We start from the raw sequence: 18641 nt of genomic DNA on the forward strand, positions 1-18641 counted from the left end.
GATTAAACTTTTTAACATATAAACCGAAAGGGGAGAAGCAACATGGGTGTGAATATTCGTAAAGCAAATACAGAAGATGTAAAAGCCATTCAAGAGATTGCGCACCAATCCTGGCATGCCACATATGAGGATATTATTCCAAGAAAGGTACAAGATGACTTTTTGAATACGTTTTATAGTGAAGAAACATTATCGAACCGCATTTCTGCGACTCCTTTTGCCGTAGCAGAAGAGGCGGATCAAGTAATCGGATTCGCTAACTTTATTGAATTGGATAAAGGAAAAAGTGAACTGGCAGCTTTTTATCTGCTCCCGAACCGGACGAAAAAAGGCGTAGGTACGAAACTATTGGAAGAAGGAACAAGCCTTTTCCATATCCCACTTCCGATGTATGTTAATGTTGAAAAAGCAAATACAGACGCGATCGAGTTTTACAAGGCACGAGGATTCGTTGTTTTGGAAACGTTCACAGAAGATTTTTACGGGCATGATCTGGAAACAGTAAGACTATTCCTTAATCATCATTTAGAAGAAGAAGTCGAATAATAAAAACAGACGAAGCGTTGCTGCTTCGTCTGTTTTTATTTAAAGCGATGCTTTTCCGTGTCCGCCATGTCCGCCGCGGATAAAATAAAATAGCAGTGCTAAAATGCTGGCAATGATACCGGCTAGGATGGCTACTATGACGATCAGGAAAGAAGCTCTAAAATCGATCACGCTTGATACTAAGACTGTCATGATGATCCCGAAAATGAAGCCCCAAAGTAAGAAACGCGATAAAGTGGCTTTTCTGCTAAAACCATAAAAAATTTCGGCTGCTGTCGAACCGACCAAAATGATCGGAGCAGCAAATAGAATCGACGTAAAAATCAATTTTACAGTGAAAGCGCCGAACCAGATAAAGCCAAGCCCCATCACAGCAAAAACGCCTAAAATAAATACGCTTAAATACGCAATTACGAATCGCAATGCATTCGCCTCCTCCACCGTGCATTATACCAAATTATCTTTCCGCTTGTCGATATGGATACCTGGTTAAATTATCGAGCGTAGCGACCATACTTTACTTCGCCAGCGCCGATACATCATGAAAGCGCGTACGCCCTCATCAATGATATAAGCGATCCACACCCCTACTAAAGCAAGTCCAGCTGAAATTCCCAATACATAAGAAAATGGCAAACTGACTATCCACATGACGATGATCCCGACAATAAATGGAAAACGGACATCGCCGGTAGCATTTAAACTGCTGATCAATATGATATTGGTGGCCCTACCAATTTCCAGTAAAATCGCTAGCAAGAATAATTGCTTCGTCATCTGGATGATCGTCGCATTGGAAGTAAACAAGTGCATGATCGGTTCAGAGAATACGTAAATACAAATACTCACACTGATCGAAATGATCAAGCCGATCTTCCAGCTTCGCAGTCCTTGTTTATAAGCCTTATCAACTTCCTTTGCGCCAACAGCCCGGCCGATCATGATCTGCGAAGCTTGGCCGATCGCGATCGAAAACAAGGCGACGAATTGACTGACACTCGACGCATATACTTTTGTCGTCAAAGCCTCACTTCCTAAAATGGCCACGATCGCGGTCACCACTAATTGAGAACCCGCATAGGACAAGTTTTCCCCAGCAGAAGGAAGCCCTAGTCGTAAAATAGAACCGAGCAGTTTTCGGGAAACCTCTTGGATTTTTTTGAATGAAAACCGGTAACCGATCAATTTCTGCAATAAAATAATAGCCATGACCATACCGACAAGGTTCGCGATGGCAGTAGAAATACCGACCCCTGCTACACCCATATCTAAATAAGAAAGCGGTCCGTATAAGAAGAGATAATTGCCGATCACATTAATAACGCTGATAGTAATAGGAACAAACATCGCTTGTCTTACATAACCATAGGTTCGCAAAATCGGTAAGATCGCAGAATGGATCGCAATGATCAGCGAACTTCCGCCAATGATCTGCAAGAAGGGGAGACCTGTTTCCACTAGGTGTTCGTTGAGTCCCAATGCTCGAAGGAAAGAACTGGAGAATAATAGGAAAACAACGCTCATGATGACCCCAATCAAAAAGGCGACAACGATGCCATTGGTAATGATGCGTTCGATCATTTGCGGTTTTTTGGCACCGATCATCTGTGCTACTAAGATCTGTACACCAACACTGATAAAACCATACATAATAATCGAGATCGTCAAGACTTGGTTGGCAACACCAGTTGCTGCGACGGCATCATCCGAATAATGTCCCAACATAAAAACATCGACATAATTGATCATGATCCGCAGAAACTGTTCTAAAAAAATAGGCCAAGCTAATGTGAAGAGCCCTAATTTGCTAGCTCTTTCTAAATTGCTCATAGATGAAATTAAACTCCTTTCTAAACAGATATAGCGGGCAGGGAAGACTGAAAAAAACATATAAAGTATATCCGTTTTTAGACTAATAGAGCCATTATATGCTAAGCGTTTCTAAAAGTATATACATCTAAAGAAAATACTCGAAAAAGATGCTTGACAATCAAATAGAAGGTTTATATAATTAGTTAGGCTAACTAATTAAAGTGAGGTGACAGACATGCAAGAACAACAAAACTTAGGTAATTCCGTCATCAAAGCATTTATGGATTTCAAAAAAGCAGAGATGAGCAATTTTATGATCGACGGCTTAGGCAAATCAGAAACACGATTTTTATTCATGCTTTTCCATGCTGGCGAACATCACGGTAAAAAAATCCGTGGTTCCGACCTCGGGAAAATGCTACGGATCTCCAAACCGAGTGTGACGCAAACCCTTCAGACACTAGAAAGCAAAAATTTGGTGGAACGTGTTCAAAATCCTGAGGATAAACGCTCGACACATATCATTCTGACGGAAAAAGGCAAAGAAGCAATCCAAGATGGTATGCAACGTTTCCAAGGGAATTTCGATGATATGAGCAGTTACCTCGGAGAAGATAATATGAAAATGCTCATAGAACTATTGAACAAATTGACAGAATATCTCCATGAAAAGGCTGAGAAAGAGGAGGCATAATTGAAATAATGCTGAAATTAATGAAACGATTGAAAGAATATTGGTTAGGGATCACAGCGGTATTAGTACTGACCTTTGCGCAAGTGATGGGGCAGTTGTATTTACCGACATTGATGTCTAATATCATTGATAAAGGAATTGTCCAAGGTGATAATCATTATATTTGGACCACCGGATTTAAAATGCTAGGCATCTCGCTATTATCAGGAATCATCTCGATCATCGTCGTATTTTTGGCGTCGCGCGTATCAATGGGATTTGGCCGCAATATTCGGGATACCATTTTTAAGAAAGTAGAAAGTTTTTCCTTGCAGGAATTCGATAAAGTAGGAACAGCTTCACTGATCACAAGAACGACCAATGATGTCGTTCAGATCCAAAACGTTGTCTACATGATGCTGCGAATGATGGTCATGGCACCGATCATGCTTATCGGCGGTATCATCATGGCTGTATCGCACAACGCAAAATTATCATTGATCTTCGTTGTCGTGTTGCCTGTTTTACTACTATTAGTAGTTTTACTTGGGAGCAAGGCAATGCCGAAGTTCAAATCGCTGCAAAAAAAGATGGATAAACTAAACCGTGTGATCCGGGAAGGATTGACAGGTATCCGCGTTATCCGAGCGTTTAATCATAATAAAGATGAATTGACGAAATTTGAAGGCGCCAACCGGGATTATGCTAAAACTGCGATCAGTGTCAACCGACTATTGTCGCTAATGAGCCCGCTGATGATGCTGATCATGAACTTGACGAGCATTGCGATCATTTGGATCGGAAGTATGCTGATCAAAGACGGCAATATGCAAGTTGGGGACTTAATGGCATTTATCCAATACGCGATGCAGATCATGATGGCATTTATGATGTTATCAGCTGTCTTCATTTTTATCCCTCGTGCAGGAGCTTCCGCAGAACGTATCAACGAAGTATTAGACATCGAAGCAGAGATCCTCGATCCAGAGCAGCCGCAAACAGCTGGTCAAGGAGCAATGATCAGTTTTGACAATGTATCTTTCCGCTATGAAGGCGCCGAAAAACCGGTTATCCAACATATCAGTTTTTCCGCGAAAGCAGGCGAAACAGTGGCGATCATCGGCAGTACCGGTTCAGGAAAATCAACGCTACTCAATATGATCCCACGCTTTTATGATGCTGAGACAGGAAGTGTCCGGATCAATGGTATTGATGTGAAAGACATGGAACAAGAAGAATTAAGGAGTTTGATCGGGTTAGTACCGCAAAAAGCGAATTTATTTACCGGAACGATCACTTCTAATATGAAATACGGAAAAGAAGATGCGACCGATACAGAAATTTGGGAAGCATTGGAGCTTGCTCAGGCGCAAGGATTTGTTTCCAAACTACCTGAAAAATTAGCACATCACGTTACCCAAGGCGGTAATAATTTCTCCGGCGGACAAAAGCAGCGTTTGGCGATCGCCAGAGCATTGATCCGCAAACCGGCGATCTATTTATTTGATGATAGTTTCTCTGCATTGGATTTCAAAACAGATGCGAAATTACGAAAAGGCTTAAAAGAAACTATCACAGATGCGGTAACGATCATCGTTGCTCAGCGAATTACATCGGTTATCGACTCCGACCAGATCATCGTTTTAAATGAAGGAGAAATTGCCGGGATCGGAACGCATGATGAACTCAAGGCAAATAATCAAATTTACCAAGAAATTATGAAGTCGCAGTTATCAGAGGAGGAAATAGCATGAGTGCAGCACGACAAGGCGGGAAGACAAACGGTCCCGGTCTTCAAAAAGCGAAACCCAAAAATTTCAAAAAGACATTGTTCCGCTTACTTGGTTATATGAAGCCGCGGACAATTGCTATCAGTGTGGTGTTCCTCTTCGCCATTCTATCCACTATTTTTAATATTTTCAGTCCAAAAGAGCTCGGAAAAGCAACAACGGAAATTTTCAAAGGCATTATGTCGCCTGCCGGAGTCGACAGTGATAAAGTCTTTCATATTTTATTCTTTGTTTTGATACTTTACATCGGCTCTTCGATTTTTAACTTTATCCAACAATTTGTCATGTCGAGCGTGGCACAGCAAACCGTTTATGATATGCGTAAAGATCTCAAAGAAAAAATGGCGCGCTTGCCGTTGCGATATTACGATAAACGATCGAACGGCGATATTTTGAGCCGTGCAGTCAATGATATGGACAACATCGCAAATACCTTGCAGCAGTCATTGACACAAGCGATTACCGCTATTGTTCAAATCGTCGGCGTATTGATCATGATGCTTACGATCAGTTGGCAAATGACATTGATCGTTCTAGCCACTGTGCCGATCAGTTTCGCATTTATTTCGCTGATCGCCGGCAAATCACAAAAATATTTTGCTTCTCAACAATCGAATCTCGGTATCCTTAATGATACAGTAGAAGAAACATTTAGTGGACAAACAGTTGTGAAGGCATTCGGTCAAGAAAATAAAACGCTGAAGAAATTTCATCAAGTAAATAATGAATACTATGAATCAGCAAAAACAGCCCAATTCATTTCCGGGATCATGATGCCAGTCATGATGTTTGTCGGCAACTTAGGTTATGTAGCAGTCTGCGTAGTCGGCGGGATCTTTGTGACGAATGGCCGGATCCAAGTCGGTGATATCCAATCATTCACGCAATATGTCCAATTATTTACCCAACCGATCTCCAGTGTTGCCAATATCGCGAACGTTATCCAATCGACGATCGCCTCTGCAGAACGCGTTTTCGATATGATGGACGCAGAAGAAGAAAAAGACATTATTCCTGAACAAATTCCTGTTCATGCGGAAGAAGAAGATACAATCATTTTTGACCATGTTAAATTCGGATATGACGAAGAAACACCTTTAATGAAAGATCTAAATTTCTACGTGAACAAAGGACAGATGGTAGCGATCGTAGGCCCGACCGGAGCAGGGAAGACCACGATCATCAACCTGCTGATGCGTTTTTATGATGTGGATGCAGGAGAGATCCGGATCGATGGCGTCGATACGAAAAACATGACAAAAGAAGAAGTTCGAGAAAAATTCGGAATGGTTTTACAAGACACTTGGCTTTTCAATGGCACGATTCGGGAAAATATCGCTTACGGAAAGAACGGTGCAACCGAAGAAGAGATCATTGCCGCATCGAAAGCTGCTTATGCGGATGAATTTATTCGGCGCTTGCCAGATGGGTATGATACAATATTAAATGAAGAAGGAAGCAATATCTCCCAAGGACAAAAACAATTACTTACCATTGCTAGAGCGATCTTGTCAGACCCTTCTATTCTTATTTTGGATGAGGCGACTTCCAGTGTAGATACCCGAACAGAACTCAATATCCAGTTGGCTATGGGTAATTTGATGAAAGACCGCACAAGTTTTGTCATTGCGCATCGATTATCGACTATTCGTAATGCGGATTTGATCTTGGTAATGGACCACGGGAATGTTATCGAAAAAGGGACTCACCAATCCTTACTTGCCAAAGATGGTTTCTATGCTGATCTCTATAATAGTCAGTTCACAGGAGCCCAGGCTATTTAAAAACAAGTGGGTGAACACAGGTATGCGGATTTTTTGTGGCATTTTATCCATCCAGACAGGCGTGATAAGCTGGGTGGCAGAGTATTTGACAAAAGGCGAGAATACAAGTCTGAATTTGATAGGCTATTCTACCAAATTAACACATATCACCAGTTATTCATTGACAGTCGGGATGATCCTCGCGGGAATATTGATGCTTTTAGCCAGGAAAAGTATGTTTTTGATTTCTTTATCGATTTTGATCTGGAGTTTCAGTTTGATCTTCGGCATTCTTTTCGTTCCAACTTATACAGGTATCTATTTTCGACCGATCGTCTCACTTGTCTGCCTCGTGATAGCTCTTTTTATCTATGCGAAATATGCAAGACAATAACAAAAAACGAACTCCTCTTTCTATTTAATAGGAAGAGGAGTTCGTTTTTTTAATGAAGAGAACCTGTGCCTATCGCTAATCCTCAGCCCGCATGATAAAGCGGAGCAACGAAATGATCGTTTTAGGAAGAAACAGATTAAGTACAGCGATTGCGACAAAAGCATAAAGCCATGCTTTTAACCAAGCAGTTACTTGGAACGCATCGATACCTCGATTGAGCAACGTTAAAGCAAAAGACATCAGCGCAGTAGTGAGCGTCAATGTCGTGATTCTTGTGATTAAATAAAATCTTTTTTGTGTCACTTTAAACAAATTTTCATCCCCTTTGATTACCCAAAATAAGTGCAGTCTATAAATGTCAGTGACTGACAAAATATATTATAACATGTCAGTGACTGCTGTCAAGGGAGCGAATTTATAAAAATTTCACAAAATTCTTTTTTATCCTAGAAAATTATTGCAAAAAGATTACGATAATGTTAAATTTGAAATATAAAAAAAGGAGTGAATGAGAACAATGAAAAAAATTTTTAGCATACTGATTATTACTATGTTGTTTGTATCATTTTTTATGATCCCGTTAGGAAACAGCGCACTAGCCGCTGCTACTACGATCGATCAGGCACAGCAATTTGATGGGGAAACGATCAATGGGGAATTGCCTGCCAAAGAATCTGAGGCATGGTACAAGATTACACCAAATCTGCAAAACACAGCCGATACGCATTTGAAAATCACCTTGAGCAGCAAACAGATCGTTCAATTGAGCGTATACGCGAATAAAGAACAAGCAGAAAAAGATGAGGGCTTTCCAGAGTACATAGCGGATACAAGCACGAAAGACGGAACAGCAACGATCCACTTTCCAAAAGCTTGGGAAGGGGACTATTGGGTAAAAGTTTCGTATATTCCAGAAGACGATAAGCAAGTAGAAGCAACCTATACATTAAGTTATGAACAAGTTTTCGTAGCGCCACAATATGGCGCAGCGGAAGACAGTAACTGTGCGGTGGAAGTCGCAGAACAAGGGAAAAGCGACGCGATCACCCAATTAAAAAATATGCGCACGATCCGCGATGGGATTTTGTTGAAATCCGATGCAGGGAAAAAACTGAATAAATTATATTACAGTGCTTCTCCGTATTTAGTAAAATCATTACTAGTGAATGCTACAGAACGCAATCAAGTAGCAGGAAATCTGAAAAAAATAAATAAAGTGCTCAAAGCATTAGCTGCAAAACAAGATTATGTCCTATCCAAAGAGGAAGCAAAGGCGATCCAAGATCTAGCCGAATATACAAAAGGAAAAGTACCAACACCATTAAAAAAAGACATCGAAAAGATCCAAAATGATATTCAAAGCGCTGATCTAGCTGGGACGCATGTCAGTGATATTTTGAAACAGCTGCATATCGATACACAATTATCAGATCCAGGTGTGTCGAAATTTATCGTTAAAATGAAACCCAATGCTTCTGCAGCATCATTGAAGCAAAAAACAGCTGCGTTTGCTATGAAAGCAGAACGTATCGCACCAGCATCCGATAATGCATTGAAAGATTTTTATGTTGTTTATCAAGAGAAAAAAGCAAACGTGTTAAAATCATTTTCCAAACAAGAAGCAAGTAATAGAAAAGCGAGCTTCAATAAGCTTTCTAATGTTGATTTTGTCGAAGAAGTAAAAACCTACAAAGCGTCCGAAGCCAGCTACGCAAATTATCAATGGAGCATCAATAGCAAAGCCAGCAATAAAGGCCGAAACAACGTCGACATCAAGCAGTCGCAGTTCTTGCAGTCGACTGCCAATAAAAACCTAGCATCTGTTAAAGTAGCCGTGATCGATACAGGTGTAGATGATCGTTTGCGCGAATTACAAGGTAAGGTACTAGGCAGTGAAGGGAAAAACTTCGTCGATCCGAATGGCGAGGGTTCCTATATAGACGACAATGAACACGGGACACATGTTTCCGGAATCATTGCTGCTAACGCTTCAAATCAATATGGTATCAACGGTATCGCAGCAAATGCCAAGATTCTTCCAATCAAGGTGCTAGATGAGAGCGGCGAGGGGGAAACTGACAGTATCGCTTTAGGTATCCAATATGCGATCAAACAAAAAGCAGATGTCATTAATATGAGCCTCGGCGGCGACTACAGCCCAACATTGGAATACATGATGAAGCAAGCAGCAGCTAAAAATATTCCCGTTGTAGTAGCAAGCGGAAACGAAAGTGGACCAGTATCTTATCCAGGTGCTTCCAAATATGCGATCGCAGTAGGGGCAACCAATCCATTCGGCATCATCGCCGATTACTCTAATAAAGGAATGGAATTAGATGTTGCCGCACCAGGATCAAAAATCCCAAGTACAGTTCCAAATGGCAATATCCAATATATGGACGGAACAAGTATGGCAACGCCTCATGTGGCAGCGCTAGTAGCCTTGCTGAAAGGGCAAAACAAGAAAATCAGCTTGGCATCTGTCCGTGCTGATCTAAGAATGAACGCCGACCACGTTGATTTTTACGGGGAAGAAAGCCCTGACATGGATGAAAATATCATCATTGACGAAGAGGGGGAAATACACAAGCTCCCATTGCCGAAATTCTTCCAATTAGATGATGGTTATGGTGTTGTAAATGTGTGGCACACGCTATCCAAACAATCCTTACATCCGGTAATCAATAAAATATACGATAACAAACGGGAAGTAAGCGGCAAAACGATTGCCGGCACGACCGTCAAACTCTATAAAAAAACGAAAGTCATCGCAACTGCAAAAGCTGATAGTAAAGGAAACTATAAACTGAAATTCCCGCGTCAGAAGAAAAATACAGAATTATATACAGTTTACACAAATCCAAGTAAAAAGCTGGAAACACAGCTACATGCTTTAGTAGTAAAAGGGACAGCACCAGCGGCACCAAAACTAAATAAAGTAACGGATAAGACGACAGTCATCACTGGGAAAACCGTACCAGCAGGAAAAATCGTTGTCAAAAACCAAAAAAATAGAGTCATTGCTTCCGGGAAAGCCAATCAACAAGGCAAGTTCCGTCTGAAAGTCAAAAAACAAAAAGCAGCTACTAAATTAACAGCAACAGTAAAAGATGAAGCTGGCTACACTAGCAAAGCTACAAAAATAACAGTAAAAGACGCTACAGCACCAGCCGCACCAAAAGTAAATAAGGTGACAACGAAAACAACAAAAGTGACCGGCAGCGGCGAAAAAGCAGCTACGGTGTTCATTAAAGTAAAAGACAAGACGATCGCTAAAGGAAAAGTAAGCAGCAAAGGAAAATTCACCGTGAAAATCAAAAAACAAAAACGCGGTACGATCCTAGCTGTAACCCTCCAAGATAAAGCTAAAAATACCAGCAAAGCTACGAAGAAAAAAGTAGCGAAATAATAAAAAGCCGTTTGCTAAAAAGTGATTTAGCAAACGGTTTTTTATTTTATAAAATATTTTTTTGAAAAACGACTTCCAACCAAAGCCCCACAAATAGCGCCAATAAAATCGAGCAGCACATCTTGAACAAGCGGTGTGCGATCACCGGTCAGCATTTGATGAAACTCATCACTGGCAGCAAATGCCAACGATAAAAGCGCGGCAACCAGAAAAGCAAATCGAGGCTTTCTAGAAGTAGCATTAGTGCCGACAAATAAACAAAGCCCCATTATAAAATACGTCAGAAAATGAGCCCCCTTGCGAAGAAAGAATTCCAAAAATTTGGCATACCCCATCTGTTTCACACTCACTTCCGATCCACCATAAGGAAATGCTATTTTCTCCAGTTGTGATTCAAAAGGATGGCCAGGAAGCAGTTTCTCGATCGTTGGCACCAAAGACTGCTGCGAATAAGGCTGCGAAGAAGAGTGAAATAAGATCACCATGATAAGAATGACCCCAAAGAAGCCAAAAATCGCCCATTTGTTCCGTCGTTTCATGTTTTTCACTCCTTTTAAATGATTTCATTGTAGCATATTCCCAAACTGTTTTCCGAGGAAAAGGAGCCAAACCAGCCGTTATTTAAAAAAGCGAAAGTGTAAAATGATTTTTTGTGTTGAAACTATGGCGAAAAAACTGGCAAGTGATCAAAACTGGCATTTGGAGTTATTTCTAAATTAAATTCCTCCCCGTATTATAAAAGGAACAAGTTATTATTTTTTAGGGGGAAGAATAGATGTCACTCAAAAAAATCACACTCACCGCTCTCTCATGGATATTTTTTTTCTATCTATGCCAGCCGCTTGTACAGAATGTCTATCACTATTTGATGGAGACAAAGACGGGACAAGCAACAGAAGAAAAACAGGTAACAAATGATCTGCTTTTCGAAACAGAAAGAAATGAGCCTTTAAAAAAATGGCGGATGGAAAATAAGCAGGCCGATGTGATAAAATTCAAACAAAAAAACGGATTTGATAAACTAGTCACGATTTTGCTACCTAAAAAGACAAAACTGAATCTAGTAAAAACACAGGAAAAAAACGATTTAGCTGAGATGAAATTGCAATATCAAGCCAATACGAATCAGCTTATTTTAGACTGGGAAAAAACGCCTGAAAAAACGGGCGAGCTACTTTTAGTGGTGGAGGCAGATAAGGAGGCGGTATTAGGGGAGGAAGTTTTATCTGCGAGACAGTCCCTAGAAAATGGAGAGGTGCAAAGCGAGCCTATCCCTTTTGAAGTAATCGAGCCTGAAAAGAAAGAAAATCTGGAAACAGATAAAAAAAGGGAAGAAAAGCAACAAGAACAGCAAGTTCCAAAAGATCCTAAAGAACCAACGGAAAAAGTGCCATCAGCAATTCCTAAAAAAGAAAGCAAAGCGCTCCCGAAAACAAAAGCGGCTCCGCTCGCAGCAGACCTTGGAATTGCACCTCCAGCCAGCGATATCGACATCAGCAAAAGTTTTAATGTCATTTCGCAAGCGAATTCGTATGTACATAAGCAATACCCTAGTGAAGTCGTCGTAACGGATGATGAAAAGTGGCAGTATGGCGGGGCATGGTATAAATATCCGCTGAATTTAAGTGCGGATTTTTCGACGGAGATGTATTATTACTTAGGAAACAAGTCACATTCTGAGGGCGGTGCGGACGGACTGACGTTCACCTTCCAAAATGATCCACGCGGTCTTGAAGCCACTGGTGCCACTGGAGCTGGGATTGGTGCTTATGCAAATATTTCAAAATCGAGCTATATTCAAAATGCACTGACGCTAGAATTCGATACTTATTACAACGCAAAAGGCGGTTCAGAACCCAATACAAATGACGAACAAGTTCCGGATATAGCAAAAGAAAGCGGTCATATCGCGATCACAAAACCGGCATTATCGGTCAAGAAACATGAGAACCTCTTATATGGTTCGCGCTTAGCAAATGGAAAATGGCAGAAGCTGAATATGCGCTGGGATGCAGCCACCAAAACATTCATTTATAAATTTGCAGGTTATCCAGAACAAAGATATACGGTTTCCGATGTGCAGAAAGTTTTCGGAGGCACCAAAGTATATTGGGGATTTACCGGATCGACCGGTGGAATGCATAATTTCCAAGCTGTCAGCATCAACAAACTACCAGATCAAGGCTTTCTAAATACGCAAAAGAAAGTAAAGAACGTCAGTAAAAACACTTCTTTTCAAACGGAACAGATCGTTTCCAAAGGGGACATCGTCGAGTATGAGATTTCTGCAGAGGCAGACCAAAGAAACAATGTCACGCTGCCAACGGTGAAGGTCACGGATCAGTTAGATCCTTCTTTATCCTATCTAGGTGGTTTAAATGTGACCGTTGACGGTAAAGCTGTGGCTTCCAAATGGGAAAATGGCGTCGTTACTCTAAAAGAAGTAGAAGCCGGGAGCAAGATCCGCATCACTTTTCAAGCAAGTGTTAAAAAATATGGCGTGATCCATAACGCTGCGACGATTGAAAGCGACCTGACCGCGCCAATCAAAACAAACAATACCAAAATCGCTAGCGGAGATATGAAAATCATCAAACAAGATGCGGTTTCAAAAAAATCGCTCCAAGGCGTGGAATTTACATTACTCAATTCCAAAAAAGAGTCATTAGCAGATGGAAAAACAGATGCAAATGGAGAATTAGTTTTCACACATTTGTCGCCAGGGGAATACTATGTCAAAGAAATAAAACCATTAGCTGGATATTCTCCAAATAACACGGCGTATAAAGTCATTATTCCGACTGGTCAGACAGAGCCGGTGACTCAAATCGTCCCAAATGTTTTACAAGCAAAACCGTTACTTACTAAAACCGCTGATCAAACGCAAGTAAAGATAGGAGATACGATCACTTATACCATAGAACTTAAAAATGCAGCGGGAGCAGGCAGTTGGGAAGCTGTTAAATTAGAAGACGACCTTGCAGAACAGCTAGCATACATTCCAGGAAGTACACAGATCGATGGCAGATCTGTGTCCGATAAAGAAGCGGTATGGACGAACAAACATCTGATCTATAGAACCGATCATATAGCAGCAGGTGCCAGTAAACGGATTACATTTCAAGCAAAAGTACTTTCCTTGCCTCCAAATGGAATAGTGGAAAATAGGGGGATCGCGACAGGTCAAGACACGGATGGCTCTCCTCGCAATCCGTCAGAATCCAGCTGCAGCGTCTCGGTCCAAAATCATGAGGGAATGGCTATTCAGAAACAAGTCCGATCACTTAAAGGGGAAAGTTTAGAAGGGAAAAATGTAGAAGTAGGTACCAAGATGAATTACCACATCCAGCTAACCAACGAAATCGCCGGAACGACTTTAAAAGCTATCGATGTCAAAGATGCCGTTCCAAACAGCTTGAAAGTCGATACGGCGAGTTTGAAAGTAGCGACAGGTGGGGTCAATGTAAACTATCACGGCGGATTCAACAAAAATGAATTGGCACTGACCATAGCAGAATTAGTGCACAGTAAACCTATTACAATTTCTTTCCAGGCAGAAATTCTAGCAAACGCATCAGGAACCATTAAAAATATTGCTTTTGCACAAATTCCAGATACACCAGAGAAAAAAACGGAAACTTCCTCCACTACACCACCGCAGCCAAGCATTCAAAAAAGTGTCAATAAGCAAGAAGCGACAATCGGAGAGCTTCTTACTTATCAGCTTACTGTCGAAAATGGCAAAGGCGGCGGTGCTTGGCATCATCCGGTGATCAAGGATAAGTTGCCAGAAGAACTGCAGTATATCGCTGACAGTACTAAAATAGACGGGAAAAGCATAAGTGACCAGACAGCAGTTTGGCAAGATCAAGAATTGACTACTGAGTTTCCAGAACTACAAGCAGGAGAAAAAAGAGTGATCACTTTCCAAGTGAAAGTAACGAAAAAACCAGTCAATAATAAAATTCGCAATCAAGCACAAGCAACTGGTGAAGACGCTGAGGGGAAGGAAACGCCTCCAGTGAAAACAGAAAAAGAAATTCCAGCTTCAAATTCTCCGGACGGTATCCGTATTGAAAAACAAGTCGCTGACGAAGCTGGAAAGGATATGGATAAAAAAGAAGTACAGACAGGCGATAAGGTCTACTACTCGATTTTAGTTACGAATCAAATAGCTGACAGTGTTCAACAACATATCCGCATCAGCGATATGATACCAAAAGGTCTCCGCGCTGAACCAGAGACGCTAACGGTGACCCAAGAGGAAAAAACTACTGATTATACCGGAGGGTTTCAAAATGGCAACCTCGCAATCGACTTAGCGGAATTAAAAGGAACAGCACCTATCATTATCCGTTTTGCAGCAACGATCACGCCAGAAGCATCCGGAGAGATCAAGAATGTTGCGGCGGCTGTCTTAGATGGGATTCCGGAAAAAGAATCCAATCCTAGTGATGTGATAAATCCGCCACGACCAAGCGTTCAAAAACGGGCTTCCGTTGAAAAAGCTACATTAGGCGATATTTTTACTTACGAAATAGAAGTGAAAAATAATGCGGGAGGCGGCGAGTGGCAGCTGATCAGTTTAAAAGACAGATTACCGTCCTATTTACACTATATACCGGGAACTACGACGATCAATGAAAAGCCGATAGGGGATAAAGGCTGGAAGGAGAATAGTTACGAGACCACAATTGAAAAATTACAAGCTGGTGAAACCCATCTCCTACGATTCCAAGTACGCGTAGTAGAAATACCTCCTGCCAATAAATTAGTCAATACAGCGACAGTGACAGGCTTTGATAAAGATGGAAAAGAGCATTCGCCGCCACCGGCCGAAGTGGTGGTCTCTAGTGATTATGGGGAAGATGATCTCGATATCAGCAAAGAAATCATAGATGAAAAAGGAAAACATTTGGAGAACGCGATTATCAATGTGGGGGATAAAGTATATTATCGCTTGCAAGTAACCAATAAAGTAGCCAATACGACATTGAAGGATGTACAGGTAATAGATAAATTGGCAGCCGTGCTCGCAATCGACAAATCTTCCTTGCAAGTGGAGGCAAACGGCAACTCAGTACCTTACCAAGGTGGTTTTAGCGAATCCGGATTGGATCTTCAAAACCTAACGATTACTGAAAAAGAACCTGTCTTCATCACTTTTGCGGTAACTGTAAAACCTGACGCAAGTGGCGATATAAAAAATACGGCACAGGCAAATCTACCAAACCAGCCTGCTATAGACTCCAATGAAGTAAGTATGCGTGCGCTACCAAATCCATACTTGAAAAAAGAAGCGGATAAACAATCAATCAAATTAGGAGAGAGCATTACGTTTACACTCACAGCAGCCAATCAGCCAAAAGCAGGGAAGTGGCTTTCTCCGTTCATCACAGACCAATTGCCAGAACATCTACAATATCAAAGCGGGACATTGCAGGTAGATGGTAAAAAAGTGCTAGATGATGCGGCATGTTGGAAAGATAATAGGTTGACGGTCTCCTTGCTAGATATGCAGGAACAAGAAGTCCACCAAGTTACTTTCCAAGCAAAAAACATTGAAACACCAACAAATAAATGGATCATCAACACTATGCAGGGAAGTGGACAAGATGCGGATGGGAGGATCTATCAGCCAGAGGAAGCGAAAACGACTATCCAAGCTGAGAACAATCCTGATTCCTTGCAAATAAAAAAACGAGTGCAAAATGAAGCTGGACAAGATATCGATGCAAAATATGCGGCAGTTGGAGATAGACTCCAGTACGAAATAGAAGTTGAGAATCTTACCAGCGGAACAAAATTACGAGATCTTCACATCAAAGACCAGGTACCTTCCGTCTTCCAAGTACTGCCGCATACCTTGGAAACTTCCGAGTCGAGCGCTTATACGGGTGGCTTTGACCAACAAACGCTTGCTCTGGATCTAGCCGAATTAAAAGCAGGAAAAAGTGCCATCATTCGTTTCGATGTCGTGGTAACAAGTGAAGCCAGCGGGATCGTAAAAAATAAAGCTACAGTAAATCTGTCTGGCGAAAAACCGATTTTTTCCAATGAAGTCAGCACCATTGTTGAACCACATCCATACGTCAAAAAAACGGTAAGCCATGACCAAGCCGTTTTAGGAGAAATAGTGGAATATACGCTTGTAGTTAAAAATGATGAAGCTGGTGGTAAATGGTTTGAAGCACATGTCGAAGATACTCTTCCCAAAGAGCTGATGTATCTGAAAGGAACAACTAAGATCGACGGCGAGCTGCTTGAACCGCAAGAAGAGGAAAAGGACTGGACCGATAATAGGCTTCGGATCAATTTTTCTGCTCTTACTGCTGGGGAAACCCACGAAATCAAATTCAAAGCGAAGATAAGTGAGATCCCAAAACAACAGAAAATCCAAAATATAGCAACTTCATCGGGTGAAGACAATGATGGCCGTTCAGTCTCCGCGAAAGAATCGATATCTGAATTGCCTGTGGTGAATCCTAATCATGCAGTAACGATCCAAAAACAAGTTCTCAATGAGAAAAAAAAGGATATTCATCAACAGGAGGTACAGGTGGGCGAGCAGATCTACTACCAGCTTACCGTGAATAACTCTCTAGAAGATACGGTCATGCATGAATTGCAAATCCTGGATCGTGTGCCCGAAGTCTTCGAGGTCGCCCCTGATTCCTTACAAATACGTCAAGCTAACGGCGAGCAAGTTTCTTATTCAGGAGGATTGAGTGGGCAGGACTTGGATCTGCAGATAAACCAGCTTGACAATAAGAGTCCAGTAACGATTACCTTTGCAGTGAGAGTGAAACCAGCTGCCAGTGGAACGGTAGAAAATATCGCTAGCGTGATCTTGAAAAATACGGAGGCTACAGATACCGCGCCAGTCCTAAATCAAATCAAGCCAAAACCATTGATCACCCAAAAAGCAGATGTGGAACGCACAAAAGTTGGCGATACATTCATGTACACGATCGAAGTCAGCAATCAAGCACAAGCTGGAAAATGGTTGGAAATAGTTGTAAATAACAAATTGGATGCGCATTTAGACTACATTCCTGAGAGTACTACAATGGATGGGATCCCCATTTCAGATCAGCAGGCTGGTTTCACGACGATTGGAAATCTTGCTTTGGCTGCAGATGATCTAGAAGCAGGCGAAAAGCATATCATCACGCTGAAAGTACGCGTTCGGGAAATGCCTCCAACCAAGGAACTACAGTCTTATGCTTCAGCAAATGGTAAAGACGGCGATCGGCAAGAAGCAAAAACAGAAGAGGTAAATACGACCACTCCAGTTGATAATCCTGATAATGCGATCAATTTGGAAAAGAAAGTGTATGATGCCAATGAAAAAGCTATCCAGAACAAACAGGTACAGGTAGGGGATCAATTGCATTATTCGATCAGTGTAAATAATTTGATACCGAATACAAAATTGAAGCAAATTACCATAAAAGATCAATTGCCGGCAGGGCTTACCTTTGTGCCAGAAAGTTTGGAAGTGGTCGACCAAGAGGGGAAGATGCTGGATTATGAAGATAACACAACAGCGAATGACCTTCAGGTAAAACTAGCTACGATCGAGCAGCAGGCAATTTTACATTTTAAAGTCATCGTTAATGAAAATGCCTCTGGAGAAATCAAAAATGTAGCAGTCGGTTCCTTACCGGACATGCCGGATCGCCAGTCTAAACCTGTAACCAATACGACTACACCACAGCCATTTATCGAAAAAGAAGTAACACCGGAAAAAGTGACAAATAATCAAATAGTGACCTATATGATAAAAGTCGGAAATGAAGCGAAAAGTGGAAAATGGTTGGATCCGACGGTAGTGGATGATTTAGAAGAGCAATTAGAATATGTAGCTGGAACGACAACGATCAACGGACGCCCGGTAAGCGATGAAAAAGCAGGTTGGAAAGCGAATCATTTGACCAGTCGTTTAGATCCATTAACGGCAGGAGAAATGCATATTCTTCGCTTCCAAGTGAAAATAAAAGCTAAAAAAGGAAGCAAACGTATTAGAAATACTGCACTATTGGTAAATCCACCCGCTACTAAAGATTCTCGTCCGCATCAGTCTACTTGTGAAGTGGAAGTGAAGGTGGAAAAGCGGAATCCGTTATTGCCGCAAACAGGTGATCAGCTTTCCGGTATTTTGATAATTGCAGGACTTCTTCTGCTTTTGAGCGGTCTGGCTCTGCGGAAATCAAAAAGACGTACCTAACAGTAAGTGTTAGGTACGTCTGAA

At 41.5% G+C, this 18641-nt stretch carries 11 protein-coding genes; 7 read left to right on the plus strand and 4 right to left on the minus strand.

Features of this window, described 5'->3' with window-relative positions:
* Positions 1-42 precede the first annotated feature (42 nt).
* Positions 43-546: a GNAT family N-acetyltransferase gene (locus EL241_RS03470; RefSeq protein ID WP_003758049.1), complete on the plus strand. Its 504-nt coding sequence runs from the start codon at positions 43-45 to the stop codon at positions 544-546.
* Positions 547-585: 39 nt separating this feature from the next.
* On the opposite strand, the gene EL241_RS03475 is transcribed toward EL241_RS03470, so the two are convergent.
* A complete protein-coding gene (locus tag EL241_RS03475; RefSeq protein ID WP_036107874.1) occupies positions 586-969 on the minus strand; it encodes a hypothetical protein in 384 nt (127 codons plus the stop codon).
* 66 nt (positions 970-1035) lie between these two features.
* The gene (locus EL241_RS03480; protein WP_036107873.1) at positions 1036-2376 is read right to left on the minus strand and encodes an MATE family efflux transporter; all 1341 of its coding nucleotides are present in this window, start codon (positions 2374-2376) and stop codon (positions 1036-1038) included.
* Positions 2377-2593: 217 nt separating this feature from the next.
* Between EL241_RS03480 and EL241_RS03485 the strand changes: the two genes are divergently transcribed.
* The 4 genes from EL241_RS03485 to EL241_RS03500 are packed head-to-tail and all read left to right on the plus strand — an operon-like array spanning position 2594 to position 6978.
* Complete coding sequence (locus tag EL241_RS03485) at positions 2594-3052, plus strand: MarR family winged helix-turn-helix transcriptional regulator (RefSeq protein WP_003758054.1); 459 nt, start codon at positions 2594-2596, stop codon at positions 3050-3052.
* 8 nt (positions 3053-3060) lie between these two features.
* A complete protein-coding gene (locus tag EL241_RS03490; RefSeq protein WP_036107872.1) occupies positions 3061-4785 on the plus strand; it encodes an ABC transporter ATP-binding protein in 1725 nt (574 codons plus the stop codon).
* Positions 4782-6605, plus strand: coding sequence for an ABC transporter ATP-binding protein (locus tag EL241_RS03495; protein ID WP_003758057.1), 1824 nt, complete (start codon positions 4782-4784; stop codon positions 6603-6605). Before EL241_RS03490 ends, EL241_RS03495 begins: the two co-directional genes overlap by 4 nt.
* A gap of 22 nt (positions 6606-6627) precedes the next feature.
* Entirely contained in the window at positions 6628-6978 is a 351-nt protein-coding gene (locus EL241_RS03500) for a hypothetical protein (protein WP_003758059.1), read from the plus strand.
* 75 nt (positions 6979-7053) lie between these two features.
* Here the strand turns inward: EL241_RS03500 and EL241_RS03505 are convergent, their stop codons facing one another.
* Positions 7054-7281 carry a DUF2798 domain-containing protein gene (locus EL241_RS03505; RefSeq protein ID WP_143471292.1) on the minus strand — a complete coding sequence of 76 codons (228 nt, stop codon included), beginning with the start codon at positions 7279-7281 and terminating at the stop codon, positions 7054-7056.
* A 214-nt stretch (positions 7282-7495) separates the two neighbouring features.
* Between EL241_RS03505 and EL241_RS03510 the strand changes: the two genes are divergently transcribed.
* Positions 7496-10387, plus strand: a complete 2892-nt coding sequence (locus EL241_RS03510; protein WP_170166139.1) for a S8 family serine peptidase — start codon at positions 7496-7498, stop codon at positions 10385-10387.
* Between the two features lie 41 nt (positions 10388-10428).
* On the opposite strand, the gene EL241_RS03515 is transcribed toward EL241_RS03510, so the two are convergent.
* The gene (locus EL241_RS03515) at positions 10429-10926 is read right to left on the minus strand and encodes a VanZ family protein (RefSeq protein ID WP_003758066.1); all 498 of its coding nucleotides are present in this window, start codon (positions 10924-10926) and stop codon (positions 10429-10431) included.
* A gap of 236 nt (positions 10927-11162) precedes the next feature.
* Here EL241_RS03515 and EL241_RS03520 point away from each other — a divergent pair, with 236 nt between their 5' ends.
* Positions 11163-18617: an isopeptide-forming domain-containing fimbrial protein gene (locus EL241_RS03520; protein ID WP_126320355.1), complete on the plus strand. Its 7455-nt coding sequence runs from the start codon at positions 11163-11165 to the stop codon at positions 18615-18617.
* The last annotated feature ends 24 nt before the right edge of the window (positions 18618-18641 follow it).

Source organism: Listeria grayi (assembly GCF_900638015.1).
GTDB lineage: Bacteria > Bacillota > Bacilli > Lactobacillales > Listeriaceae > Listeria > Listeria grayi.